Source organism: Leptospira johnsonii, assembly GCF_003112675.1.
Classification (GTDB): Bacteria; Spirochaetota; Leptospiria; order Leptospirales; family Leptospiraceae; genus Leptospira_B; species Leptospira_B johnsonii.
Genome location: NZ_BFAY01000011.1, coordinates 993,715 through 1,019,988, shown reverse-complemented (window position 1 = coordinate 1,019,988; position 26,274 = coordinate 993,715). Strand labels below are relative to the sequence as shown.

At 40.6% G+C, this 26,274-nt stretch carries 23 protein-coding genes and 1 tRNA gene; 15 read left to right on the top strand and 9 right to left on the bottom strand.

Annotation, left to right across the window (positions count from 1 at the left end; translation table 11 throughout):
- Window positions 1-9: 9 nt before the first annotated feature.
- The gene (locus tag LPTSP_RS13630) at window positions 10-1,614 is read left to right on the top strand and encodes an anti-sigma factor antagonist (RefSeq protein WP_108929252.1); all 1,605 of its coding nucleotides are present in this window, start codon (window positions 10-12) and stop codon (window positions 1,612-1,614) included.
- Here LPTSP_RS13630 and LPTSP_RS13625 read toward each other — a convergent pair.
- Window positions 1,611-1,823, bottom strand: coding sequence for a transcriptional coactivator p15/PC4 family protein (locus LPTSP_RS13625; protein ID WP_135586465.1), 213 nt, complete (start codon window positions 1,821-1,823; stop codon window positions 1,611-1,613). The genes LPTSP_RS13630 and LPTSP_RS13625 overlap by 4 nt on opposite strands.
- A gap of 116 nt (window positions 1,824-1,939) precedes the next feature.
- Entirely contained in the window at window positions 1,940-2,872 is a 933-nt protein-coding gene (locus tag LPTSP_RS13620) for a ferredoxin reductase domain-containing protein (protein ID WP_108929250.1), read from the bottom strand.
- Window positions 2,873-3,129: 257 nt separating this feature from the next.
- On the opposite strand from LPTSP_RS13620, the gene lpxD reads away from it, so the two are divergent.
- A complete protein-coding gene (lpxD, locus tag LPTSP_RS13615) occupies window positions 3,130-4,182 on the top strand; it encodes a UDP-3-O-(3-hydroxymyristoyl)glucosamine N-acyltransferase (protein WP_108929249.1) in 1,053 nt (350 codons plus the stop codon).
- Between the two features lie 415 nt (window positions 4,183-4,597).
- Here lpxD and LPTSP_RS13610 read toward each other — a convergent pair whose 3' ends face one another.
- From LPTSP_RS13610 to LPTSP_RS13600, 3 genes are all read right to left on the bottom strand, one after another.
- Window positions 4,598-5,791, bottom strand: a complete 1,194-nt coding sequence (locus LPTSP_RS13610; RefSeq protein WP_282432937.1) for a multidrug effflux MFS transporter — start codon at window positions 5,789-5,791, stop codon at window positions 4,598-4,600.
- Window positions 5,792-5,822: 31 nt separating this feature from the next.
- Window positions 5,823-7,436 carry a long-chain fatty acid--CoA ligase gene (locus LPTSP_RS13605; RefSeq protein ID WP_108929248.1) on the bottom strand — a complete coding sequence of 538 codons (1,614 nt, stop codon included), beginning with the start codon at window positions 7,434-7,436 and terminating at the stop codon, window positions 5,823-5,825.
- A gap of 156 nt (window positions 7,437-7,592) precedes the next feature.
- Entirely contained in the window at window positions 7,593-8,309 is a 717-nt protein-coding gene (locus tag LPTSP_RS13600) for a hypothetical protein (protein WP_245915574.1), read from the bottom strand.
- Window positions 8,310-8,432: 123 nt separating this feature from the next.
- On the opposite strand from LPTSP_RS13600, the gene LPTSP_RS13595 reads away from it, so the two are divergent.
- The 4 genes from LPTSP_RS13595 to LPTSP_RS13580 all read left to right on the top strand — a co-directional run bounded on the left by LPTSP_RS13595 (window position 8,433) and on the right by LPTSP_RS13580 (window position 13,647).
- Window positions 8,433-8,699: a metal-sensitive transcriptional regulator gene (locus LPTSP_RS13595; RefSeq protein ID WP_108929247.1), complete on the top strand. Its 267-nt coding sequence runs from the start codon at window positions 8,433-8,435 to the stop codon at window positions 8,697-8,699.
- 145 nt (window positions 8,700-8,844) lie between these two features.
- Window positions 8,845-9,075, top strand: a complete 231-nt coding sequence (locus LPTSP_RS13590; RefSeq protein ID WP_108929246.1) for a YgaP family membrane protein — start codon at window positions 8,845-8,847, stop codon at window positions 9,073-9,075.
- A 5-nt stretch (window positions 9,076-9,080) separates the two neighbouring features.
- The gene (locus LPTSP_RS13585; RefSeq protein WP_108929245.1) at window positions 9,081-10,508 is read left to right on the top strand and encodes a TolC family protein; all 1,428 of its coding nucleotides are present in this window, start codon (window positions 9,081-9,083) and stop codon (window positions 10,506-10,508) included.
- On the top strand, window positions 10,495-13,647 hold the full coding sequence (locus LPTSP_RS13580) for an efflux RND transporter permease subunit (protein ID WP_108929244.1): 3,153 nt from the start codon (window positions 10,495-10,497) through the stop codon (window positions 13,645-13,647). Before LPTSP_RS13585 ends, LPTSP_RS13580 begins: the two co-directional genes overlap by 14 nt.
- A 186-nt stretch (window positions 13,648-13,833) precedes the next feature.
- On the opposite strand, the gene LPTSP_RS13575 is transcribed toward LPTSP_RS13580, so the two are convergent.
- Window positions 13,834-13,915, bottom strand: a tRNA-Leu gene (locus tag LPTSP_RS13575).
- 116 nt (window positions 13,916-14,031) lie between these two features.
- On the opposite strand from LPTSP_RS13575, the gene hisB reads away from it, so the two are divergent.
- From hisB to LPTSP_RS13545, 6 genes are all read left to right on the top strand, one after another.
- A complete protein-coding gene (gene hisB / locus LPTSP_RS13570; RefSeq protein WP_108929243.1) occupies window positions 14,032-14,613 on the top strand; it encodes an imidazoleglycerol-phosphate dehydratase HisB in 582 nt (193 codons plus the stop codon).
- Window positions 14,610-15,242: an imidazole glycerol phosphate synthase subunit HisH gene (gene hisH / locus LPTSP_RS13565; RefSeq protein WP_108929242.1), complete on the top strand. Its 633-nt coding sequence runs from the start codon at window positions 14,610-14,612 to the stop codon at window positions 15,240-15,242. Before hisB ends, hisH begins: the two co-directional genes overlap by 4 nt.
- Window positions 15,239-15,973 (top strand): 1-(5-phosphoribosyl)-5-[(5-phosphoribosylamino)methylideneamino]imidazole-4-carboxamide isomerase, encoded by a 735-nt coding sequence (gene hisA, locus LPTSP_RS13560; RefSeq protein ID WP_108929241.1) that lies wholly within the window; start codon window positions 15,239-15,241, stop codon window positions 15,971-15,973. Before hisH ends, hisA begins: the two co-directional genes overlap by 4 nt.
- A gap of 95 nt (window positions 15,974-16,068) precedes the next feature.
- The gene (locus LPTSP_RS13555) at window positions 16,069-17,286 is read left to right on the top strand and encodes a vitamin K epoxide reductase/DsbA family protein (protein WP_108929240.1); all 1,218 of its coding nucleotides are present in this window, start codon (window positions 16,069-16,071) and stop codon (window positions 17,284-17,286) included.
- A gap of 8 nt (window positions 17,287-17,294) precedes the next feature.
- Window positions 17,295-17,837 carry a hypothetical protein gene (locus tag LPTSP_RS13550; protein WP_108929239.1) on the top strand — a complete coding sequence of 181 codons (543 nt, stop codon included), beginning with the start codon at window positions 17,295-17,297 and terminating at the stop codon, window positions 17,835-17,837.
- Window positions 17,838-17,854: 17 nt separating this feature from the next.
- Window positions 17,855-19,675 carry a DUF885 domain-containing protein gene (locus LPTSP_RS13545; protein WP_108929238.1) on the top strand — a complete coding sequence of 607 codons (1,821 nt, stop codon included), beginning with the start codon at window positions 17,855-17,857 and terminating at the stop codon, window positions 19,673-19,675.
- Between the two features lies 1 nt (window position 19,676).
- On the opposite strand, the gene thiD is transcribed toward LPTSP_RS13545, so the two are convergent.
- Genes thiD through LPTSP_RS13530 form a run of 3 tightly spaced genes read right to left on the bottom strand, consistent with a single transcriptional unit; the run spans window position 19,677 to window position 22,661 of the window.
- The gene (gene thiD, locus LPTSP_RS13540) at window positions 19,677-20,477 is read right to left on the bottom strand and encodes a bifunctional hydroxymethylpyrimidine kinase/phosphomethylpyrimidine kinase (protein WP_108929237.1); all 801 of its coding nucleotides are present in this window, start codon (window positions 20,475-20,477) and stop codon (window positions 19,677-19,679) included.
- Between the two features lie 19 nt (window positions 20,478-20,496).
- A complete protein-coding gene (locus tag LPTSP_RS13535) occupies window positions 20,497-20,850 on the bottom strand; it encodes an MGMT family protein (RefSeq protein WP_108929236.1) in 354 nt (117 codons plus the stop codon).
- The gene (locus LPTSP_RS13530) at window positions 20,847-22,661 is read right to left on the bottom strand and encodes a sensor histidine kinase (protein WP_108929235.1); all 1,815 of its coding nucleotides are present in this window, start codon (window positions 22,659-22,661) and stop codon (window positions 20,847-20,849) included. The genes LPTSP_RS13535 and LPTSP_RS13530 overlap by 4 nt, the downstream gene beginning before the upstream one ends.
- A gap of 27 nt (window positions 22,662-22,688) precedes the next feature.
- On the opposite strand from LPTSP_RS13530, the gene rsgA reads away from it, so the two are divergent.
- The 3 genes from rsgA to LPTSP_RS13515 all read left to right on the top strand — a co-directional run bounded on the left by rsgA (window position 22,689) and on the right by LPTSP_RS13515 (window position 26,088).
- Window positions 22,689-23,657, top strand: coding sequence for a ribosome small subunit-dependent GTPase A (rsgA, locus tag LPTSP_RS13525; RefSeq protein WP_108929915.1), 969 nt, complete (start codon window positions 22,689-22,691; stop codon window positions 23,655-23,657).
- On the top strand, window positions 23,641-24,954 hold the full coding sequence (locus LPTSP_RS13520; RefSeq protein WP_108929234.1) for a hypothetical protein: 1,314 nt from the start codon (window positions 23,641-23,643) through the stop codon (window positions 24,952-24,954). The genes rsgA and LPTSP_RS13520 overlap by 17 nt, the downstream gene beginning before the upstream one ends.
- 204 nt (window positions 24,955-25,158) lie before the next feature.
- Window positions 25,159-26,088, top strand: a complete 930-nt coding sequence (locus LPTSP_RS13515) for a FecR family protein (protein WP_108929233.1) — start codon at window positions 25,159-25,161, stop codon at window positions 26,086-26,088.
- The last annotated feature ends 186 nt before the right edge of the window (window positions 26,089-26,274 follow it).

Genomic DNA, 26,274 nt, shown 5'->3' with positions numbered 1-26,274 from the left:
TTCAAGCGCATGATTCTTTCGGCCAAATTGATGAGACCGGCCGGTTCTTCCGCAAAGTCCAACACTCTACTTGTACGTTTAAATTCTCCTACGGGACCTGCATCCGCGCAAAGGCAACCTCTAGTTTTAGGCCTGGCCCTGGACAGAAGTTGGTCCATGAAAGGAAGTAAGATGGATTCTGTGATCCAGGCTTCTTCTTCCTTGGTCAATTGGTTGACCCGTCGTGATTTTTTAACAGCAGTTGCCTATGCAGAAGACGTACAGGTAATCCAGCCTCTAGTTCCTCTGGCCGAAAAAAATTCAGTCATTCATAGATTGAATTCTATTCAGGTGGGTACTTCTACCAATCTAAGTGGTGGATGGCTTCATGTGCTTAGGACATTGGAATTACATCCGATCGCAGACGGTTATAAAAGGGTTATACTCCTTACCGATGGAAATCCAACATTAGGTATTAAGGATCCAGTGCAGTTGATCCAAATTGCAGCTGATGCATATAAAAAAGGGATCAGCACAACTGTTATCGGTTTCGGTAACGACTTTAACGAAATACTTTTAAAAGAGATAGCAGAATCTGGAGGAGGAAATTTCTACTATGTGGAAACTCCAGAAGAGACCGGCGATATATTTTTCAAAGAGTTTGGAGATATAGGGACCTTATACGCTCAATCTATAGAACTGAAAATAGATTTTCCGAAAGGAATCGATTATTTGGATCTAGTTTCAGAAGTTTCTTCTTACCAAGAACCTGATCCTGAAGAGACAGGACGTACCAAGACATTAGTGTTGGAAGTCGGAGACATGAGAGCCGATGATGTAAAAAGCCTAGTAGTCCAACTTCGTCCAACCAAAAAAGATACTCCTCCGAATATTAATATTTCTGCAAGTTATTACGAGTTGACAGATGGTGCTAAACTCGAACAAAAAACGATAGATATTCCCTTGGATTGGAATGACGACTCTGCCAAGGAAGACGCGGACGTAGTGGTAGAAGCTACTATCGCCAAAACCGGAAAGGGTTTGAGAAAGGCCGGAACACTTCTGAAAGAAGGTTATACAGACGAGTCCATCGCACTCTTAAACGATCTGATCAAAGATATTAACGAAAAGGAAGAATTAGCTCCTGAAGTTCTGCAAACTCTCGGCTTTAGAGTAAGTTCTTTAAAAAATAGGATCTTGGAAAATTCTCCTACTGCTGCGAAACATTTGGTGGCATCCGCTTCCGAGCTTCAGTACGGAGCTATGGAAAACTTTCCGGACGATGGAGTGGAATACCACGATCAGATCTTTGCATATCGTACGAATGAAGATATAGATCTTTATAGATGTCCTGAGATCAAAACCGCCATTCAAGAAAAGATGAAAGAAGGTTACAGATACATCGTATTCAATCTGGCCAAATCTTCTTATATAGATTCTTCCGCGATCGGTATGTTGATACAGGTCGCAGGTTGGCTCAGAAAAAGAGGCGGAGAATTGATCGTAAGTAATCTAAGATCTTCCGTAAAAAAAGTATTCTCGATCACTCGATTGGAATCCCATATCCGCGCTTCCGAAACGGAAGAAGAGGCTCAAAGTTTATTGAAGGCCTGGATAGAAAGTAAGGCGGTTTAGCTTAATAAGCTTTCCGCCGCTAATATTGCGTCCTTTACTTCGGAGTATAATCCAACCGGGATCGCGATACCTTTTTGGGTAGGTTTGTATTCACCTTCGCTGTCTGTGTACCAAACTCTTAGGTTCAGATATTTATTTCCTTTAAATTCTGAAATTTCAACTCGGATGATCTCGCCTTTGCCTTTATCGATATCTCGGACTACACTCATAGTTTTCCCTTCCTGACGGCAAAAGACTAAATTCCCGGTTTTGGATTTCCAGTCGTTTTCCAAATAAAAAAGGCTCCCGTGGGAGCCTTTTACTTAGAAAAAATTTAGAAAATCGATCAGTAGGTTTCCACGAACAGTTGGTGGGCGCCTTCCAGATGATGTTTATATTCTTCGTAAGTTCCGGAGTTTCCGTCGATCTTTTGGATCTCTTCGATCACCCCTTTTTCCATTCCTTTCGGACCTCCGCAGATATAGAAACGTCCTCCTGAAGAGAGAACTTTTTTCACTTCCGCTTCTAACATTCTAACTCTGTGAGAGATATACATTCTTCCGCCGTCGAAAGGATTATTTTCCTCTCTGGAGATAGCGGTAACTAATTTGAAATTAGGGAACTTCTGCTCTAATCCTTTTAGATAATCCATCAAGACTAACTCATCGGAATAAGGCGCTCCGTATACCAGAGTGACATTACCTGTGAAGTTGATAAGTTTATGTTCGAGAAGTTCTTCGCTCATTCCGACGAAAGGAGCGATACCTGTTCCAGTTGCTAGGAACATGATGTCTCCGGAAAAGTCGGTATTCGGAAGAAGGAATTTTTTTCCGGAAGGTCCGGTCATTACTACTTCGTCGCCTTCCTTCAGATCGCAAACATAGTTGGAGCAAACTCCTTTGAACTGAACGTTTCCGTCCGCATCGTAAACATTATCCCTTTTGATAATGAATTCGATCGTATCTTCTTTCATTCCGAAAGAGTAACTAGGAGAAGCGATGGAATACAAACGTACTGTATAAGCCGCGTCTGCGAGTCCCTTTGCTTTTTTTTCAGGATCTTCTCCTGGAGGAATGATTCCACCGGATTGTCCGATCAAATAAGGATACTGACTATGATCGATGGCTAGAGTGATTCTATGAATTAAGGACTCGCCTTCTTTTTTAGGTCTTTTACCTTTTCCAGGCTCTGGTGTAAGACAAACATTGCTTATAACCTTTGCTTTCAGCGGGTTTGACTTTTTGAATATATTGATTTGCGGCTCTCTAACGGGCTTCATGGGCGGGCTGGATCCTGATGTCGATTTCTAATGTATTACAGAATTTTTTCGGAAGCTAATTCGTCAAACGGGATATTTATAAAGGAAGAAGGGTGATTCTTCCTTATTATGTCTTCTTTATCTCTAATCCTTAGATAAGTCCTAGTCTTAGATATTCATCGGCCTATGCGAGTAATTCATCCTGAAATTTGGGATAGATCCGAATTCGATCCACGGATACGTTGGCAGATACTAAAAGTCTAGAAAAGAGGGTCTTAATGGCTAGATATACCTTGGAAGAACTGGCTTCCAAAATTTCCGGAGCAAAAATAGAAAATTGCGCGGACCCCAAAAAAGTTCAGGTGGAATCTGTTTCTCCGGTAAACCCGGGAGTTACGAACAGCATTAGTTTTCTCGCAAATAAGAAAATGTTAAACGATGCAAAGAAGACCGCCTCTAGTATCGTACTGACTACTTCCGAGTTCGCAAAAGAATTAGAAGTACCTTGTTTGGTTGTAGATAAACCGGATCTGATCCTTGCTCAGGTTTTGGATCTGATCTATCCTCCTCATGTCTTTGAAAACAAAGTAGAACCGAATGCATTCGTTCATCCTAAAGCAAAGATCGGTAAAAATTGTTATATAGGAAATTTTGCATCCGTAGGAGAAGATGCCGAGATTGGAGATAACTCTGTCTTAGAAGATGGAGTCCGTATCGGAAGAGGAGCAAAAATCGGAGAAGGTTCTCATGTAGGACCGAATAACGTGATCCACCACGGAGTCATCATTGGAAAAAGATTCAGATCTTTCGGAAATTGTACCATAGGTGGAGACGGATTTAGATTCGTATTTGCAAACGGTAAACACAACAAGATCCCTCAGGTTGGAACAGTGATCGTGGGAGACGATGTGGAAATGGGTTCCAATAGCGCGATTGACAGAGGTGGTTTGGAAAATACTATCATAGGCGACGGGTGTAAATTCGATAACCTTGTGCATATTGGCCATAATTGTGTATTAGGAAAAAATGTAGTAATTGCTGGTTATACAGGTGTTGCAGGTTCCACTACGATAGGAGATAATTGTACCATCGGCGGTGGATGTGGTATTGCAGATCACCTTAGCATCGCAAGCGGAACTATCGTGGGTGGAGGGACTTCTGTCAGAAACACTCTTTCCAAACCGGATATTTATGTGGGTTGGGATTACGGACTGACTTTTCCTGAATTCCAAAAACTAAGAGTGAATATCAAAAACGTGGTTAATTTCCAAAAATGGGCCAGAAGAATAAAAGCTATCGAATCAAAATTGGGCATTAGCTCCGAGGAGTAGGCCTCAATCGTAAAGGGCCTGTCGTCCTTCTTCGCTTAGAATTGCCTAAACAGAGGGATTTACGCAGTTTCCAAAATCTTCCCGAATTATGTCCAATAGGCTTGACATAGTTCGGAGAAGGTTCAATTCTTCGCCTTATCTTAATTCGGAGGGCAGCCTTGAATACCCGACCCAATACTGAGGTCTTGGACCAAGTTCCAAACTCCCTGATTTCCGGGCGGGACTTTCCTCAAATAAATAGATTAGGAAAGTTGTTGGATTCTTATGCGGATAGTTTGCTAGAGCCACATTCCCCAAAAGTGGTGCTGCTTAGCGAGCTAAGATATACCCGCAATTAAATAAAAAACAGTACATTGGATAAGACCCGAATTTTCGGGTCCTTCCTTCATTCTCTTAAATCTATCAGGTAAGAATATTAAGATTCCTTAATTCTGTTGTGAGTTTTTCCTAAGAAGAATAGACAAGTCAAAGACATAACACCTGACATGGACATCACTGTGATCATTGGATAAGCACTTCCGTCGTGAAGGATGCTGACTGCCGCCGTAGAAACTGCACCGAATACCATCTGTAAAGCACCCATTAAAGCGGATGCACTTCCTGCATTCTTAGAGAAGGGTGCCATTGCAAGAGCAGAAGCGTTTGGAACGATAAGTCCGAATGCACTTACCAAGAAAAAGATCAAAATAAGCATAGGAACAAATCCTAAACCCAGGATCTCAAAAATCACGAGCAAAGAACAGAGTATCAGATAAGAGTAGCCAACGTATTTCACGATGATGGCTGCTTCGAATTTTTTGAGAAGGAGTCGATTGATCTGACTAGAAAGGATCAAACCGAAAGCGTTAAATCCAAAAAGATAACTGTACTCGGTTTGGGACAAGCCGTTCAAAACCATAAACACAAATGGAGAACCAGCTATATACGCAAACATCACGGCAGCGGAAAATCCGGAACTAAGTACGTAGGTTTTAAAGATCGGATCGGAAAATACTTCGATATATTCTCTGATCACTGGAGCTATCTTAAGAGAAATAGAAGAATCTCCTCCTTTGCTGTCTTGGAAGGTCAATACTGAACCAAAGAGCATTAAAGAAGAGATTCCAGTCAGAGTAAAAAAGATCCAGTTCCAACTAGCAAATTGAAGAAGAAGTCCCCCCACAGTGGGTGCCAATATCGGAGCAATCCCCATCACTAAAATGATCTGAGAAAAAACTTTGGCTCCTTCATGAGGAGAGAACACGTCCCTAACGACTGCCCTTGGGATCACCATTCCTGCACACGCACCTAAAGATTGAAGAAATCGGAAAAATATTAATGCATTCACAGAATTCGAAAATCCACAGGCCAATGAACTTATGATATATAAAGCCAGACCTACAAGCAAAGGAACTTTACGGCCAAAACGATCTACGATCGGCCCGTAAAATAATTGTCCGAAAGAAATTCCGAAAAAGAAACTAGTTAACGTTAGTTGCACATCTGAGATTGGAGCCCCAAGATCCTTTGCGATATCATTCATACCTGGAAGGTACATATCGATCGAAAAAGGTGCAATTGCAGTTAATGCCCCAAGTATTAGGATTAAAGTGCCGTTAGATTTGCTCACTCTCCTAAAATTGGATGCGAATACTAGAGGTCTATTCTTCTAATTGTTTTCTTAGAATTTTCTTATCGAACTTACCCACACTTGTTTTTGGGATCGCAGAAACCGACCGAATATCATCTAACTTCGGTAATTGCCAGTGTGCAAAATGTTCTTTAAGTCGATCATGGATTCCTTTTGGATCCACTTCTTTACCATCTACAGGGACCACAAAGACAACCGGAGCCTCGTCTCTGACAGGATCTTTTCTTCCGATAACTGCAGCTTCTAAAACATCCGGATCTGCCATGACTAGATTTTCCATATCAACGGAAGAGATCCATTCTCCTCTGGTCTTGATCAGATCCTTTTTGCGATCTGTGATCTGCATGTAACCGAATTCATCTAGAACGACTACGTCTCCAGTACGGAACCACCCATCGGAGGTAAAAGATTCGGGTGCTTCTCCACTTTTATAAGAAGCAGCAATCCAAGGCCCGCGTACTAAAAGTTCACCTGGAGTTTTTCCATCTTTAGGAACATCTTTACCGTTATCGTCGATTGCCCGAATCTCTACACCTGGAACAGGTACGCCTTGTTTGGCTCTATAAGAATATCTTTTATTATCATCGAAATTTTTCATAAAACCGCGAAGATGAGAAACGGTTCCAACGGGGGAAGTTTCGGTCATTCCCCAAGCATGAAGAATAGAGATCCCAAAATCTTTTTCGAAACCCTCGATCAGGCCTCGGGGGGCGGCAGAACCGCCTACCACCATAGTATGAAGTTTGAGGTTATATTTCGTTTTCTTTAAGTGCTGGTAGAGTACATTCCAAACCGTAGGTACTCCTGCAGTTAATGTGACTTCTTCCGATTCCAATAATTCCGCGAGTGCTGCTCCCAAAAGATGTTTGCCAGGAAAGACTAACTTGCATCCGGTCATTACAGAGGCGAAAGGTATTCCCCAAGAATTTACATGGAACATTGGAACTACAGGAAGAACAGTTTCAGATTCCTTTATACATAATGCATCTCCCATACATATAGACATGGAATGTAAATAAGTAGATCTGTGAGAATAAACTACTCCTTTAGGATTTCCAGTTGTTCCGGAAGTATAACAGATGCCAGCAGCCTCGAACTCGTCTATTGCTTCGAAATTTTCTACATCGTCTCCTGTTTTCAAAAAGTCTTCGTAGGAGATTGAATTAGGAAGATTCGGAAAGGGAATATTCTCTTTATCGTCTATGATAATAAACTTTTGTACATCATGAATCTGGCTCAGATTCTTTTCGATCGCGGAAGCTAAAGATTTATCTACGAAGATAAATTTGTCCTTAGCCTCGTTGATGATATATGTAAGCTGTTCTGGAAATAATCTAATATTGATCGTGTGATGAACTGCTCGAATACTAGGGATCGCAAAATATAATTCCAAGTGAACGGAATGATTTAAACAAAATGTGGCGATTGCTTCTCCAGGTTTCACGCCTGCTTTTCGTAATGCACTCATCAAACGGATCGTTCTTTTGTAAAATTCTCCGTAGGTCAGTCTCTGGATGGAATTATCATGCCACTTAGTTACGATTTCTTTATGAGGGTGAACCTCTTTCGCTCTTTTTAGAATGGAAGGTAAAACCAATGGATAGTCCATCATTGTGGAACGCATAAACTTCTCCGCATGAAATGTCGGGCAAAGATTATTGCACCGAATTCTGTGAGGTCAAGAAGAATCAGAGGCGTTCGAGATAAAACAATTCGTACTACCGATCTATGAACTTCTATATCGCATTTCTCAAACAGATAAACTAAGTTAGTCGGGCGATTACTTGCAGTACCCTGCCATAGTAAATCCCAATTCGTAAGCCGTAAAAATTTGGATATTGGCAGCCCAAGCTAGTTTAGAATCCGCATCTGTTAATCCGGAAGTTGCGATCGTAATTGGATTCAATATTTTTTGAGTAAATTCACATGGAGAGACAGGGATACCTTGGTCTCCTTTCATATATTTTCCAAGAGAGAAGAATAGAAAGTTTCTTACAATTTGAGACTTGCCATGTACTGAGTTTGCAAATTTCAGATAAGAGTCTAAATTTGTTTCGAGCTCTTGCCTTGCTTTCAGATCCAATGGGTTCGTTTTCAGCTTTGCAGAAGTTGCCTGAAATTTTTTTTCCAAGTCCAAACGGTATCTTTCTGCGCAAAAAAATTCCGTTCCTTCTTTCGCGCTCAGAGTCTCGTATTTGATCCTATAATATTCGAGTTTTCCATCTTTAGTTAGATGGAAATGCTTTCCTTCTCCAGCTTCCGGAACATATACGATTTGGCCGGTAAGATAGTTTTCCCGGATATCTTGTTCAGATATTTTATAGAGAGTATCTAGCATGATTCTTTCATTTCCGCCTGGATCGGATTTTTCAGAAGAAAGGAACTGCAGGCATGCCTTGTTTATGTCAGGATGATCCGTATAAACCTTTTGCATTCTTTGGGCCGAACCTACACAGGAAATTAAGAGTATAGAACAAAGACTAAAAACGGATTTCATCTCAAATAAAAGATCCAATCATAGAACGTATAATCCATTCTTTTTTATTGGAAGAAGTGTGAATTAGATATAGAGTTTTAGGAAAATCCTTGACACTCATGCATACCATACAGGGTATACGGTATGGAATTAGATGAAATAAGAAAACAACTAACTCATAGACTGCATAGGATCAAAGGCCAGTTGGATGCGCTCGAAAAGAGTCTACACAATAAGGACGAAGATTGCGAAAAGACTTTAATTCTACTCAAAGCTTCCAGCCAGGCTCTTAAAAAATTCGGAGAAGCTTATGTTCAGGAGTATATGGATAGATGTTTTTCAGAAAAAAAACCTTCCGCTTCTATCCAAAAAAACCTCAAAAAAGCGATTAAAGCCGCCTTCTCTCTATAAATACCTCCTTTAAATCCCTATATCTCTCAAAAACGTTCGGAAACTTTTCGAACGCTTAAATTTATTTTACCCTTATTATTTTGTTGACCCATAATATACCCCCATGGGTATGTGGAATTATTACATACCTAGGGGGGTATATTATATGGACACTACAAACACTCAAAGTTGGTATTTGGAAAGGGTGCTATTCCTGATTGCAGGGTCGGTTTCTTTGATCGGGTTATTGATAGCGAACTTTCTTAGTCCTTGGGGACTCGTTTTGAATCTATTGGTTGGGATCAATATGATGCTCTTTTCCTTGGTGGGTTTTTGTCCTATGGCGTTTATTCTTACTCGATTGGGCATTCCAAAAAAATGCGGATCAGATAGGTAAGTCCAATGCGATCTAAATCCGCTCTATCCTTGATACTCGTTGGGGTATTGATCACGATACCCCTTTCTGTCAAAGCTTCAGACGCTAATATGGATTTTTTCTCGGTCTGGGAAAAGGTGTCTGGGAATTCTCCTTCATTACATACAAAAAGTTTGGAGATAGAAGCAGCGAAATCCGCAAGCTCTAGAGCGGGTTTGCATTGGTTCCCAAAACTGTATACGGATGTTCGTACTTATCAAACGAACGATCCTATCTTAAATTTTACGGGAAAGCTGGGACAAAGATCCGCAACACAATCCGATTTTTCGACCGCGAGCAATCGATCCAATCTTTCTAATTTTTTGGATTCCAATAATCAACTTTACCAAAATATAAATCCGAACTCGGTAAATATTTTCGCGAAAGATACATTAAACCATCCAGGTTCCAATACATACTCACGAGGAACCTTGGGTCTGGAGTTTTCCGTATATGAAGGTGGATCCGGAAAGGCATTTAAGGAGATCAAGGATAAAGAACTTCAATCTTTTATTCTTGAATCTGAATATTTTAAGAAAACTTTATATATACAAACAGCCGTTGCCTTCCATTCCTCTTTGGTCTTTTCCGACGGGGTCAAGGAAAGAGAAAAAATACTTCGTCAATTGGACGTATTTGTAAACTCGTATAGATTGGATACTATTGGAAATCCAATCGGCCATTCAGGCTCTCTCGCATTAAGATCCGTTCAACTTAGGGTTTCTTCCGAGATAAAAGAGAAGGAATTATATCGAAAAGAATCTCTAGAATCGATCAGAATATTGTCGGGAGGAGTTTTGGAGGATCTTCGACCTTCTGAAGTTTCTTCTTCGCGTTTTTATCAAGAAGTTTTGCCTTTACCATCATCCGAATCTGAAAGGCATACAGCGATCTCGAAAATTTTGGAATCTTATTCAAACATCTCCAAACAAAAAGTTACGATGGAGAATTCTAAATTTCTACCTAAGGTGGGAGTTTATGCAGAAGCCTATGGATATAATGGAGATAGGAACTTTGCAAATTCATATAATGCAGGAGTTTTTCTTCAAATGAATCTTCTGAATCCGACGGATATTGGTTCCAAAAAAGAAGCAATGATCCAAGCAAATGCTGCGGAGACAAAAGCAAAAGAAGCAAGATTAAAGGAGAACTCGGAGTTTAAGATCCTTTTAGAAAAAGAAAAGGTACTTTCGGAAAATCGAAAAGATTCTGAGCAATCCTACCGGATCCAGTACGAACAACTTCTTCTTTCCCAAACATTATTCAAGAGAGGAAATATTCCAGCTTCTACTTTAGCTGAAAGTTTTTCCAGGACTTCAGATGCATTGTCCCGAAAGGAATTTCTGGACTTGGAATATTTAAAAACGAGAGCGCAGCTCATCCTTTATTCAGAGGAAAACAATGAAGGAAAATAATAACCAAGAACAAGTCGAAGGATTCGCCGGAATACTGGCGGGAAAATTTATCCGCTCCAAATTGACCCCGATATTTGCGGTGGTTAGTATCTTCACTGGGATCCTCTCCGTGTATCTGACTCCAAAAGAGGAAGAACCTCAGATCTCCGTACCCATGGTGGATATTTCCTTTTATTCTCCTCAATATTCCGCAAAGGAAATGGAGAGAAAAATTACGGAACCCGTGGAAAGATCCGTCTGGGGATTAGAAGGAGTTGAATATGTTTATTCGGCAACCAAAGATCATTACTCCTTAATTACTGTGCGATTTAAGGTGGGCGAACCTTTAGAACCTTCTTTAGTAAAGATCCATCATAAAATTCTAGAGATCAGAGATCAACTTCCTCCGAATACTTCAGATCCAACAGTAAATTCTTATACAATAGATGACGTTCCTTTCTTAGCGCTCACTTTCAGTTCCATCGATACTGACGATTATTCTCTTCGCAGTTTAGTTTCTCCATTGGCAAGAGAACTCTCTTCTACCCCTGATCTTTCCAAAGTGGAATTATTAGGAGGAAGAAAGAAATCGGTCCGTGTAATCGCTAACCCGCAAAGGATGAAAGAGTTCGGTGTCGATTTTATCCAACTGGCCGAAAGTCTTCAGGCGAATTCATCGGATTTCCCGGCCGGAAAAAATTGGAGCACTAAGAATGTCTACGATATAGAGATAGGTTCTTCCATCCGAAATACCGATGATCTGCGAAAGATCCCTATCAAACAAAGTTGGGGAAGAGTCGTTAAACTTGGGGATATAGCGCAAGTAATCGAGGGTCCGCAAGAAAGAACAAAACAGTCCTTCTTTTTTCAAAAAGAAAATCCGGAGATCGGAGAGAACGCTGTCACGATCGTATTTTCAAAAAGAAAAGGCACTAACGTTGAAGAGCTAGCACAGATCATCCGAGAACGCGCGGACGAATTTAGAAAGGATCTTCCGAGCGGAATAAAACTCAATGTGATCCGAGATTACGGTCTGACCGCAGGAATAAAATCTAAGGAACTGATCGAACACCTCTTGATTGCGACTATTTCAGTTTCTGTTTTGATCGCTCTCTGGATGGGAATTCGTGCATCTTTCGTGGTATTCGTAGCGATTCCGGTTACTTTAGCGCTTACATTAGCAATATATTATTTTCTCGATTACACTCTTAATCGTGTGACTTTGTTTGCGCTTATTTTCTCGATAGGGATACTCGTAGACGACGCAATAGTAGTTGTCGAGAACATAGAAAGACATCTGGCGTTTCCGGGAAATAAAGGAAAGATCAGGTCCATTTTAGATGCGGTTTCCGAAGTAGGAAATCCAACGATACTGGCTACATTCACAGTGATCGCTGCGATATTACCTATGGCATTCGTGCGTGGATTGATGGGACCTTATATGAAGCCGATCCCTGTTGGGGCCAGCCTTGCAATGCTTCTTTCTTTATTTGTCGCTTTTTCAGTTATTCCTTGGATTAGTTTAAAAATTTTGAAAGAGCATACCGGGACAAATACTGCACCAAAAATTTCCCGTTTAGATGCAATCTACCTCAAGATTGCAGGTTGGCTTTTAGAATCCAAAGCGAACCTGATAAAAATGATCCTTCTGATCCTTGCACTCTTTGCAATTTCGGTTTCTTTGGTCGCATTTAAAGCCGTAAAAGTGAAGATGTTGCCTTTCGATGATAAGGATGAATTCCAGATCATATTGGATTTTGATCCAAGAACACCTCTTTCTAAAACCGTAGAATTAAGTTCTGAACTTGCGAAAACTATTCTTAAAGAAGAGAATGTGGAGAAGGTCCAAATTTTTGCAGGCGAACCGGCGCCTTTCTCTTTTTCTGGAATGGTAAAACATACGTTTTTGAGAAGAGAAGAATGGAAATCGGATCTTCATATCGTTTTGAAGGATAAGGGCTCAAGAAACAAAAAAAGCCATGAGATCATCGAATCCATTCGGCCCATTTTAGGAAAATATAATAAGGAAAACTCTGTGCTTAGCAAGGTGCTGGAAATTCCACCAGGACCTCCGGTACTTTCTACTTTAGTGATCGAGATATATGGACCTACTGAAAAAGAAAGGATCCGAGTGGCTCAAGAGATCCATTCAATCGCTAAAAGCCAAGAGGGAATAGTCGACCTAGATTCCAGTCTTTCCGAAATAAGACCAAAAATCAGGTATCCTTTTAAATTTGATAAAGGAGGTCTTGTGGGAATTCCTTCTTCCATACTTGCAAGAAATGCCGGACTATTTTTCGGAGAAACTCCTGTATTCATCTTATCCGAGTCGGAACATCCGGAAGATATCTCGATAGATTTGTCCGTTCCGAACGAATTTAGATCTTCTTCTTCTCCATTTTCTAGCTGGGATCTATCTTCTCAATATTCAGGCTCTGTTTCTCCAAAAAATTTAGTAGGAGAAGGAGAAAGAAATTCCTCAAAAGTGCTTCATCGCAAAAATCTAAAACCTTTAGAATATGTGACTGCGGAATTTTCTGGAAAGGAAGAAGCACCGGTTTATGGAATTCTTTCTTTGAGTCCTAAGATCCAATACCCGATCTATACTTCCGAGGTGCCTTGGAACACAAGACAACCGGTAGCAAAATGGGATGGGGAATGGTTCATAACGTATGAGGTTTTCCGAGATCTAGGAGGTGCATTTGCGGTCGTAATGATCTTGATATACGTTTTAGTACTCGGATGGTTTCAGAATTATAAACTTCCGATCATTATTATGGCGCCTATACCGATCTCACTCATCGGTATCATTCCAGGGCATTTGATTTCCGGGGCCTATTTTACAGCGACATCGATGATTGGGTTTATTGCGGGAGCCGGGATCATAGTGAGAAACTCGATTATCTTGGTAGATTTTATTCAGGCTGAGATTGAGGCAGGTAAGGATCTGAAAAGAGCGGTATTGGATGCGGGAGTGGTTCGTTTTCGTCCGATGTTTTTGACCGCAGCAGCAGTGATCGTCGGATCTTCTGTTATGCTATTTGATCCGATTTTCCAAGGTTTGGCTGTGTCTTTAATTTTTGGAGAGATTGCCGCAACAGTACTAAGTAGGTTCGTGGTCCCTGCGTTTTACTTTTGGTTTTCGGAAAGAAGAGGATGATTTTGCCGAAGAAGGGACTCGCCCGCTTCACAGTTTCGCATCCTGCAAAACTTAGTTCTGCGGCGTGTCTCACTGGCCTCAGCACATCCTGTGCTTCGGTCGCGAAAATGTACGCTCCCTATGGGTCGCTATTTTCGCTTACCAGTTCGACCGTTCGAGTCTAAAATTTTTTGTATTACTTGATTTTGCCGAAGAAGGGACTCGAACCCCCACGGTGTTACCCGCTGGTACCTGAAACCAGTGCGTCTACCAATTCCGCCACTTCGGCTAGTGGTTGGAGGGATTTCTATCCCTAAGGATAATTTTGGTCCTGGGGACTTTCCGTCAGCTTATTTTTGGAATTCATTGACACGATAATTAAAGGGAAAGTAGGGTAAGGATAGAATGAAAGAAGAACGTAAAACTTCGGAGACGGACATCAAACTCTCCCTCAATATTCGGGGTACAGGAAATTATAAATTCGATACTCAAATTCCGTTCTTCGAGCATATGCTTTCCCACGTTTCCAAACACGGTCTTCTTGATATTGATCTTTGGTTGCGAGGCGACATAGAAATCGACTGTCATCATAGTGTTGAGGACACTGCCATTCTTCTTGGCGCGACTCTTCACAAGCAGTTGGGAGACAAGGCTGGGATCAGACGGTACGGTCATTATACTCTTCCCATGGACGAAGTTCTTACCACTGTTGCAGTGGATCTGGGCGGTAGATATTTTTATAAATACACCGGTCCGGAACTTGTGGGCAAATTTGGAATTTACGATGCTGAGCTTTCGTTGGAATTCCTACAGAAGTTTGCTCTGAATGCGAAGATGAATCTTCACGTTCACGTTCATTATGGAGAAAATCGTCATCATATCCATGAATCTATTTTTAAAGCTTTCGGTAAGGCGTTGAGAATGGCAATCGAGATCGACCCTGCTGCTGGCGGAACAATTCCTTCTACCAAAGGTGTTTTGGAATGATAGCCGTTCTTGATTATGGAATGGGGAATATTCACTCCTGCTTAAAAGCTATTTCACTCTTCACTAAAGATTTTTCTTATACTAAGGAACCGTCCGTCTTGAAAGAGGCAGATGCGATCATTCTTCCAGGCGACGGTCATTTTGATAAAGCCATGAGAAATCTGAACGAATCCGGTTTAAGGACTTTCGTGGACGAGCATGTGAAAGCTGAAAAACCTTTGTTTGGGATCTGTATCGGCTTTCAAATTTTATTCGAAGACTCTGACGAGGTTGTTTCCGGAAATATGAACCAAACCGTCCCAGGATTGGCTTATATAAAAGGTAAGATCCGCAAATTTAAGGGTAAGAACTACAAGGTCCCTCATATCGGCTGGAATAAATTATATAAAAGAAATCCTTCCAAAAGCAATTTATTGAAAAATTTAGAAGACGAATCCTTCGCCTATTTTATACACTCCTACCGTCCCGTTGGAGTGGAGAGTTCCGCGATCACTGGCTTCTGCGATTATTATGGGGAGAAGTTTCCCGCAGTGGTTGAAAAAGGAAACGTTTTCGGAACACAATTCCATCCCGAGAAATCCTATTCCTTCGGTCTAAAGATTCTGGAGAACTTTATTCTATCCTTATGATTTTAATTCCAGCCATTGATTTGTTGGATAATTGCGCTGTCAGATTATTCAAAGGTAACTACGAAGAAAAAACAATCTACTCCACAGAGCCTTGGAAACTTGCAGAAGGTTTCGAAAGAAACGGTGCTACCCTTTTGCATCTTGTGGACCTTAATGGTGCAAGAAACCAGATCGGGATCAATACGGAAGCTATTTCAAAAATTCGTAAATCTTCTAATTTAAAGATCCAACTAGGTGGTGGGATCAGAGATAAGGAGAAGCTAGAATATTACGATTCCATAGGCATTGATCGTTTTATCCTCGGAACTGCAGCCGTTAACAATCCGGAACTTCTGGATTTCGCTTTGAAAAAGTATGGAGAAGATCGGATCGTTGTGGCAGTGGATGCGAGAGACGGAATCGTCAAAATTGCCGGTTGGGAAGTAGACTCAGGTGTGAAGTATATGGACCTTCTCGAAAAAATGCAACAAGCAGGGATCTGTAATATTATTTTCACGGATATTGCCCAAGACGGAACCTTGGCGGGTCCAAATCTTAACGCATATAAGGAAATTTTAAGCCGATATAATTTTCAAGTAATCGCATCCGGTGGTATTTCTTCTCTGAAAGATATCATGGCATTATCCGCATTGGGGACTTCTGTTCCAATGTATGGTGTAATTACTGGAAAAGCTTTATACGAAGGTAAAATAGATCTGGCCGAAGCCATTACTAGCTTGGGCTCCGATTAATTTTTAATTCCTTTTAATAAGTACAGATCCGCATATTTTTTCTTTCCTTATGCCTTCCAGGTACGTATAAAGGTATTTTGTAATCGGAGTCCCGAATGAAAAAACTGTCCCCTAGCTATATTCTTGCCGTAATTTCCGGTATCGCGGCGTTTATCTCGTTCTTATTGATCCGAAAATATTTCGGTGGAGAAACTGCAGACGGACTCGCACAATCACTTTGTGATGCAGTCAGTGAATCGGGTTCTTGTTCCAAGGTTTCAGAGAGCAGCATCTCTGCGATTAGAAACGTTCCATGGCTGGGAGATCTTCCGATAGCACTTTTCGGATTCGCATTTTACGGATTTATTACATACCTTTTTGTCAGATCAGAAAAGAGTCCTGAAAATAAAGAAGGTTACCTTCTTCTTTCCTTTTACATTTTGCTTTTAGGATTGGTGATCGATCTTGGATTATTCTCCGCTTCAGTATTCTATATAGATGCAATCTGCGGACTATGTGCGGCAACTTGGATCTCTACTTTGATCTTGGTTGTTGGGACCTTCTTACAAATCAAAGGCTATCAGGACAAGTCCTTGAAAAAAGCTTTTAGTATTCTCCAAATCGAAGGTTTAAATTCTTATATAGTAGTTTTGTTATTCTTGGCTGCCGGCCAGATCGGAGGAAAATCCTTCCATGATTCTTTAGTAGATGGAGAACATACCGGCGTCGCTCAGATCCAAAAGCAATTGGCTGATTATGAAAAAGCTCCGATGGTTTCTATCGATCTGAAAGGTTCCTCCATACAAGGAGATCCTAATGCTCCGATCACAATCGTGAAATTTGCAGACTTCAATTGTGGTCATTGTATGGATACTTCTCATATCCTAAAAAGAGTTTTAAGAGATTATCCGGGATTGGTAAAGATCGTTTATAAAAATTTCCCGTTGGATGCAAATTGTAACCGATTGGTGCAATCTCCTCGTCCGGATGCAAGTTCCTGTGTGGCTGCTTCCGCGGCGATCTGTGCGGATAAACAAAATAAATTCCCTGCGATCTACGAAGGACTATATAAAAATACTGAAAATCGTATCGCTCATTCTCCTGCGTCCGTATTAAGTTTAGCTCAACAAGAAGGACTGGATATGAATCAGTTCCGTTCTTGTTTGTCTTCTCCTGCGGTTCGCGATCAGATCAATAAAGAAGTAGATGACGCAGCTAAGGTTGAGATCCACAGCACACCTAGTTTATTTATTAATAATAAACCGATCCAAAGCGGAACTCCAAAAGAAGCTTTCTTAAGAGCTCTGATCGAAAGTTTGATCAAGAAAGTCTGAGGTTTTAAGTGTCGGAAGCAGCCGAAGTATCCAAAAAGAATTTCTACTGTAGGAACTGCGGCTCTTCCATTCTTTCCGATTCGGAAAAATGTTTGTTTTGCGGTTCTTATCAATTACCTGGTAGGATACCTTTTTTTAAATTTTTATCCGAAAGTAGATTATTCCGCACTGCCTTTTTTTTCCCGTTCTCTGCTTTGATCGCGTTTGCACTTCCGATCGTATTTGCACTATATCCCATTCCTTTCTTAGATTGGTCTTGGATACTTATCATTTCCTTTTTCTTTTTTGCATTCTCCATCTTCGGATTCGTTTCAGAATGGATCTTTCTGAACAAGGTCAAAGGAGATGCAAAAGATTTTAGAGAAGGATTTTTCGAATGGCAAAAGACTCTCTATCTTCGAAGTCCCTATCTTTCCTACTGCGGAATGTTCTTATTTGTATGTGTTCCTTTGTTAAACTGGGAAAATCATTTTTCTTTTGCGGCTTCTTCTTCCGCGATCTGGACACTATTGCTCGTATTTTTATCTAAAATCCTCATACCACTTTTCTAAACATCGGAGCATTATTCATGCTGAAGAAGATCCTGATCATTTCTCTATCCGCCATTGGCGTAATTTTACTTTTTCTTGGAATTTTAGTTTGGCACACGATCAATTTCAGACCGATCACATTAAGTTTATATTATGAAAAAATCTTTTGGGAGAATGTTCTGGACGATCCGGAAACTTTAACGTCTCTCAGAATTCTGGATTCATGGGGAATCACTTCTCATAATTACAAATGGTCGGATTCTTCTCCTGAAAAGGAAATGGAAAGAGCGGACAAAGCAAAGAGAGATCTAGAAACTCTTAAGACTTACGATCCTTCAGGGTTAAGCGGAGAAGATAAGATCTATTATAAGGCTCTAGAATGGGATCTGGAACTTGCGGCCGATAATGAAAAATACATTTATAATTCTTATCCGGTAAACCAGCTCTTCGGAGTTCAGAATCATATACCTTCCTTTTTAGCAACTTCTCATATGATAGAAGATTACGAAGATGTAGAATCATATATTTCCAGACTGAAAGGTATTTCTGAAAAATTGGACCAAGTAATTCGGGGTTTGGAGATCAGACAATCCAATGGTGTGATTCCACCCGATTTTATTTTAAGAAGGGTATTAGATGAACTAAGAAATTTCAGGGTTAAAAATCCGGAAGAGAATATTCTTTATGTAAGCCTTCGTAAAAAATTAGAGAAGAATGATGAGATCCTCTCCGAACAAAAAACTTCTTCTTTGGCGGAAGTAAAAAAGATCCTGGAGAGTTCTGTTTATCCTGCTTATTCAAAGTTGCAAAATTTTCTAGAACACCAACTTAAATCTGCGGACAGTAAAGCTGGAGTGTGGAAACTTCCCAACGGTGAAAAGTTTTACGAGCATACTTTAAAGTTCCATACTACTACAAATCTTTCTTCCGAAGATGTCCATTCTATCGGGCTTTCCGAAGTAGCAAGAATACAAACCGAGATGAGATCGATTCTGGAAAATTCCGGGATCAAAGTTTCAAATCTACAGGCTACTATGAAGCAGTTAAGAGAAAAGCCTGAGTTCCAATTTCCGAATACTCCGGAAGGAAAGGAAAAAGTTCTAGAAGTTTATAAAGAGATCCTAAAAGAATCCATTGAAAGATCCAAACCTATTTTTCCTTCTTGGCCGAGAGCTAAAGTACAGGTAGAAAGAATTCCGGAATTTAAAGAAGCAGGGGCTCCTGGAGCATATTACGAAGAACCTAGTCTGGATGGAAAACGTCCCGGTGTATTCTACGCAAATCTTCGCGACTTAAAAGAAATCCCTAAATTCGGGATGAATACATTAACTTATCATGAAACAATCCCGGGACATCATTTGCAGATTGCTTGGTCCCAAGAATTGACTTCAGCCCCTAGAAAACTACGAACCACACATTTTACCGCATTTGTTGAGGGTTGGGCCTTGTATGCGGAACGACTTGCGAAAGATTATAATTTTTACGCAGACCCGTACGTGGACCTTGGAAGACTGCAAGCAGAATTGTTCAGAGCAGTTCGTTTGGTTGTGGATACAGGAATTCATTATAAACGTTGGAGTAGAGAGGACGCGATCCGCTATATGACTGATAATACAGGCATGGCTCCTAAAGAAGTTTCTGCAGAGATCGAAAGATATATAGTTTATCCGGGACAAGCCTGCTCCTACAAGATCGGGATGATCTCCTTCTTAAAAATGAGAGAAGATTGGAAGTCAGTAAAAGGAGAAGCTTTCGATATCAAAGAATATCACGGCTTCGTTTTAGGAAAAGGTTCTTTACCTCTGGAGATTTTAGAAAAAGCTTCTAAGGAAGAATTAGGACTGATCCCTAAAAACTAAATCAATCCGGATCATGATTTAAGGTCTTGGTCTTTCCTGCGGGGAAAGACTGTAAGATGGCTGCATGTAGGAACTCCCTGGCCTTTGCAATGGAATCGGAAAGAGAAAGTCCTTGGGCTAGATAAGAAGCGATCGCAGAAGAATAAGTGCATCCTGTTCCATGAGGATTAAAATCCTCTACAAAAGGTTTTGCGTATTTAAAGGTGTCTCCATTCGGAAGTCCTAATACGTCCAATGCCTCTTTAGAATTTTTGATATGGCCACCTTTTAATAAAACTGGCACTCCTAATTTTTTAGAAAGAGAAACCGCTTCCGATTCCATGGATTCGATTTTGGAAATTTCAGCTGAGCCTAAAATTTTTGCCTCATCCAGATTTGGAGTAACAAGACTCGCCATAGGAATTAATTCTGAGATTAAAGATTGGATCGCTTCGTCTTGTAAAAGTTTGGCACCGCTTGTGGCCACCATCACAGGATCTAAAACTAATTCGAAGGTTTGTCCTTTCGATCTGTACTCTTTTAAGATTTTGGCAATTCTTAGGATCAAACTTTCAGAGAATAACATTCCGGTCTTGATTGCCTTTACAGGAAAATAAGAAAGCACAGCTAAGAGTTGTTTTTCCAAAAAGTCGGGATCTACTTCTAAAATACCTGTGACACCGTCAGGATTTTGAGCGGTCAGACAAGTGATTACGGATGTTCCGAAAGAGCCGGTGGAGTTGAAAGTTTTTAGATCCGCTTGGATTCCCGCTCCACCCCCAGAGTCTGAACCTGCGATTGTTAATACTACCGGCTTTTGCATTCGGAAACCTTAGAGTAAATTAATCTGGCCAGCCGAATCGTTTCCAATCCACGACCTCTTCTCTAGAAAATTTGATACCTTCGGATTCTAAAAGTTTTTTTTGAAGGATCGCTCTAGGGGTATCTCCTTTATGAGAAATTTTTCCCATACTATTAATAACCCTTTGCCAAGGAACCTTCTGTTCTTGGCCTTTTTTTAAAGCGTTTAAAGCGTAGCCCACTGCTCTCGCGGCCCTTGGTTTTCCGATGAGAACGGCGATCCTGCCGTAGCTAGTAACTTTTCCTTTCGGCACCTTCTTTACGATTTTATAAACTAGTTCGTAAAAGTTCTCTGCTTTTAGTTCTACTTTTTTCTTTTTAGGTTTCGTGCTCATACGGCAGGTTTTTCTAGATTTGTTTCCGCATTTGGCTGAGGAGGTCTAAGCGGCAATTCTACTTTAAATACGGTTTTTCCCGGCACGGATTCCACTGAGATCTTTCCTTTATGTTTTTCCACGATTCCTTTTACGATCCCAAGGCCGAGTCCCGAACCTTCTCCCTGGTCTTTTGTTGTGAAGAATGGATCCCAGATCCTGTCCTTGATAGAAGAATCAATTCCCGGACCGTCGTCTTGCACTTCTATCGTAACTGTATCACCAGTAGAATATGCTGATAATTCTATCGTGCCTTGGCCTCGGATTGCCTGGTTTGCATTCTGAATGAGATTCGTCCAGACCTGATTTAATTCGTCAGGATTGCATATAACCTTTGGAATAGTAGAGAAATTCTTTTTCACTTCTACCCCATACTTGAGTTGGTTATTCATGATCACCAAAGTATTTTCGATACCTTCTATCAGATCTGCGCTGGTGAAAGATTTGCTTTGGTCCAGGTGAGAATAATATTTTAAAGCTTTTACGATCCGAACTATATTTTTGATAGAATATTTTATATTTTTAATATTCCGATTTGTGTTGGATGCATGTTTTAGCATTTCGTATCCAGGTTTTGCTCCTTGGACCAAAATTTCCATAATGTACTTTCTCACTTCCATGATATCGTTTTCGATAATGAAAGAGGCCACTTCTCCGGCTAGGGAAACTTCTATCCCCATTTCGACCATTTCCTCTTTCAGTTCCCTTTTGATCCGGAACTTGTCTTTAGATTCCATGACCTGGCTTTTTTTCCGGTCTCGTAAAATATGGAGAAGTGCAACTTCAAATGATTTTCTTAACTTCTTATTTCTTGCGAATCTGACTATTTCGAATACATTCTTTACGATATAATTCATATTCGATTCCAGATTATCCGCAGAACCGTTGATGACCCCAGCCGGAGTATTGATCTCGTGAGCGATTCCTGCAACCATGGTTCCTAAAGAAGCCATTTTTTCTGACATGATCAATTGGGATTGTGCACTCTCCAATTCTTGGGTCCTATGCCGCACCTTTTCTTCAAGTGTTTCCGTAAGCTCTATTAGTCTTTCGTAAAAAATAGAATTGGAAAGTGACATCACTGAAACGGATCGCATCTCGTTCAGTTTTTCCAGTTCCGAAGCATTGTACCTTCTTCCATCATTCTTAGGTCCTAAGACGAGCATCCCTAGGAGACTTTTGTTTAAAATAAAAGGAACAAGAAGATCCGCTTTTGTCTTTGCAGCGAAAGAAAGCGCATGTTCTTTGATCTGTTGTAATTTTACGTTATCTACAAATTCTTCGGAATAAAAAATTTTATCGTGTTCTGTGATCCATAAAAGGAAGGGATCAAAGATATAGAAATGGTCTTCTCCCGTGTCTCTCGGATATGGGGAGAATTTTCCAAGATCTTCTCTCCATAAGTAAATTTTGGCTCTGCTTGCATTGATGATACTTGGGAGAAATTTTAGGATTTTATCACATACACTTTCCGTGATGTTGGTTGCAATCAGATCACTTTTGAATTTATCTAACGAAGAAAGGTATTTTACATACTCTTGGTCCGTAAGTTTGGAAAGCGCGGATGATAAGTTCCATGCTGGTCCAAACTCATTGAACCAGATCCAAACAAAAACAGCGGCCAAGTTAGTAAAAGGCAAACTAATGAGAAGCACAACTGTACGATCCGGATCCAAGGATCTGAAATCCAAACCGAATATGAGCGCCGATTGCAGAAGGAATGCGGCTAAAACAAGACCGAATATTGGTCCGAATTTGCGTATGATTTTCATCGCGTGCCTATAAAATTAGGCTTAAGAATGTCTAGTTCCACGATTCCAGTAAAGGAGTTTTTTACGATAGCAAGGGTCTTCGGGGCCTTCTATGATTTGTATTCTCCAGAAAGAGGACGAGTAAGAGCCGTACTTAGAGGAAGGCTCAGAAATATCGCCGCAAAAGAAAGGCATCCCTTTGTTGTAGGCGACAGGGTTTGTGCAATGGAATCAGGCGGAGAATGGGCAATCGAAGAAAGATTGTCCCGTAAAAATGAACTTTTACGTAAAAGTAAAGAGGGGGATGCACAGGTACTTTGTGCGAATGTGGATCAAATTGCAGTCCTCGCCTCTTTAAAAGATCCCGAAACTAAAGACGGGTTTCTAGATCGTTGTTTGGCGGCCGCATATCTGTCCCAGGTCCCTCCCCTAATTGTATTCACAAAATTAGATTTAGTGGATCAAGAAACTGCGATTAAACGTTCTTCTGTTTATAAAAATCTAGGTTATGAGGTAATCTCGGTTTCTTGCCAGACCGGCCAGGGTCTAGAAGAACTGTACTCCAAGTTTTCTTCCAAAACCACCTACTTAGTTGGAAATTCCGGAGTCGGAAAATCTAGCTTAGTAAACGTCCTATCCGATAGGGAATTGCAAAAAACTTCTCAGGTCAGTCTTTCCACTAAGAAGGGTAAACATACGACTACAAATTCAAACTTTTTGGTCATGCAAGATAATATAGTGTTAATCGATTCTCCAGGTATCAAGGAATGGGGGATCTTGCATTTGTCGAAAGGTGAGATATTAGAAAGTTACCCGGAATTGAGAAAGTATAAAGAAGATTGCGATATTTCCGACTGTTGTGACGCGGGACCTGGATGCAAAATGTTGTTTTCTATGGGAGAAGCGACCGATATAAGTACGGAAAGAAGAAAGAGCCTGGAATCTATGCTTGCAAGCTTGGAAAACCCGTTTAGAATCACACGTAGAGATCACTTAAAGAATGAAAGTAAATCCTAAATCGATAGAATATAACTCGATCGAAGAGGTTTTAAACTTCGTACGCGATTATAATGCCGGAAATATGTTACGTTTCCTAAATGCGATCGAGGACAATAGCGGCAATATTCTAGTAAAGGAAGATGTCCAGGTAAAAGAATCCGCTCTTACCCGATTGAAAGAAATTAAGGGTCAGTACAATCCCGAATTTAAGATTAAATTAACCAAAGAATTAACCGGTCAAATCCAGGATAAGTTGGCCGAAAAGATTGTTCTCCAGCTTAAGCAGACGGATAAGAAATTCCTAAAGTTCATGTACGAAGAGAACAAATTCAACTTTAAGGGAATCATCCGAAACGGCCTCAATAATAGAAAACATCTCCTTTCGCTTTTTAAAGTGTTCGAAAAGAATCCTAATTTTTTCAGACATATCTGTGAATTGGGTCTACTGTCTTTGGGAATCGTTCTGATCCCTGATGCACTCAAATATAAAATGTTGCGTAGGTATTCTTTCCTCGGCGGGATCTTTATGGATATCGCTAGAGTTACCGGAGACCATTGGAATCGACCATTTCCAGACGATACCGAAAAAACAAGAATCGCAAAACAATGCGCTAACTTCATGCAGAAGTTGGATCTCCCTGAATTCGTTTGTTCTGCTGCTTCTAACCATGTCCCTTTAGGCCTCCAGGATAATGTAGAAGTCGTTGCAGCAGGGTCAAAAAAATCGGATCGGGAAAATCCTGATGAGACATTCTTTGCGGAGCTGATGGTCGATGATGGAGAAAGCGATTCCATTCCCGACGACGAAGATGACGCAGGACTTCCCGACAAATCGGAAGATGTGCTACGTGAACTTCTTACCGATTCTTTAAAGATCGCTAGATATATTCATACTGTTAGTTCCTTCTCCCATGATAAAGAATATGTAATGGAAGAATTGGTATACTTCTTAGCTTACAACACTTCCAGAGGATATTTCAACGAAGTCCTCGCAAATCCTTTGGTAAACTTATTCAAACAATTTGAAGAAAACGTAAAACGTATGCGTAAGTTGGCAGAGGTAGAGATGCAATGTCTTCATCCTCCAGCTGCTTGGGCATATCCGAAACCCAAGGCAAGCCAAGTATTATGTAAGAATAAGGTCTGGGATTGCCCGAATATAGTGCAAGGCTGGGACATTCACGTCATCTCATCCCAAGAAGCATTCGGTTGGGTAGGCTCCAGTCTAAGCGCGGATCATTATCCAAAGTGTAAACTGGAAGAAGAGTTAGATTCCCTTCCTGAAATAGAGCCTAAAAAGACGGAGAAAAAATAGAATTCGTTCGCAAATAACTAACCCTTAAGGGTTAGTTATCAGGCTTTCTAATATAATCTGCCAAAGGGACATTTTTAGGAAATTTTTTTCCAAGCCAAATCTTTTGCTTTTTGTAAAATGCTTTAAACAGAAGTATTGATAAAAAGTCCTTGTTAGTTTGTTATAACTAGAGGATTCTTAAGCTTAAAAAGCGGGGGAGAATATATGTTAAAAAGTAAAAACACCCTAATTCTAATGACTCTACTGGCAACCGGTTATCTGATCGCCTGTAGTCCTAAAACAAGCAGCGGCCAAGTGAAATCGGAAGCGGTATCTTCTACTGCTAAGATCGTTTGGTTGAACGGAGACGTAAAAGTCCAGTCCGCCGAAGGTGAGAAAAAAGCCGAATTCGGTCAGACAGTAACAGCTGCAGACACTATCCTTACCGGTAAGAACGGATCCGTTGAGATCATGGTTGCCGAAAGTGGCATCATCAAAGTTTCCAAAGAGACTGAAGTATCTATTGCTGCACTTGTAGGAGACGAAGGAACTAACGTTAAGGTCAATCTGAACTACGGAAGGATTGTAACCTTGGTGCGTAAGGAGAATAAAAACTCCGATTTCAGCGTAGTAACTCCTACTGCCCTTGCGGGGGTTCGTGGAACTACCTTCTTAACTTCTGTTGAAAATCCTACAGGCAAAAAAGTGAATTGTGCGGAATCTCATTGCGATGTTAAATTCGCAGTTCTGGAAGGTTCAGTTGCAGTATCCAAAGTCGGCGAAGAATCAGAAGTCATCCTGGAAAGAAACAGAGAGATCACTCTGAAGAAGAACCAAAAGTTGACCGAAAAACTGATCCTTTCCTTAAGACCTGAGTCCGTAAAAGAAATGAAAGGACTGATCGTTCTTAAGAAAAACGACGTTTTAGAATACAATAACCTGGTGGATGAACTGAAAGCATCCAGCGAAGAACTTCGCATTTTGAGCCAGGCTTCCACTGTGGAAGAAGTTCGTACCCAATTGCAGAAACGTGAAGCTACAAGAGCCAATGCGGACGAAGTAGCAAGAACTGCTCAGCAAGTGAACGAAACTAAATACGTCCAACAAGACGTTCAAAAAGAAAAGTTGAAACTGAACGCGAAAGAAACTTTCTAATTTAGTTCCTTCTTCTTTTCCGCTTTTCAAAAATTTAATAGGACCCCGCTATGCAGCGGGGTTTCTCTTCTTATAAACCGAACTTCGCGTAAATGTTGTAATTTTGTAATGCTCCAAGTCGACCAACCAAGGTCGGAAAATTCTTTCTAAAAAGGCTCTCATTTTTTCCGGAACTAGGAAAAGATT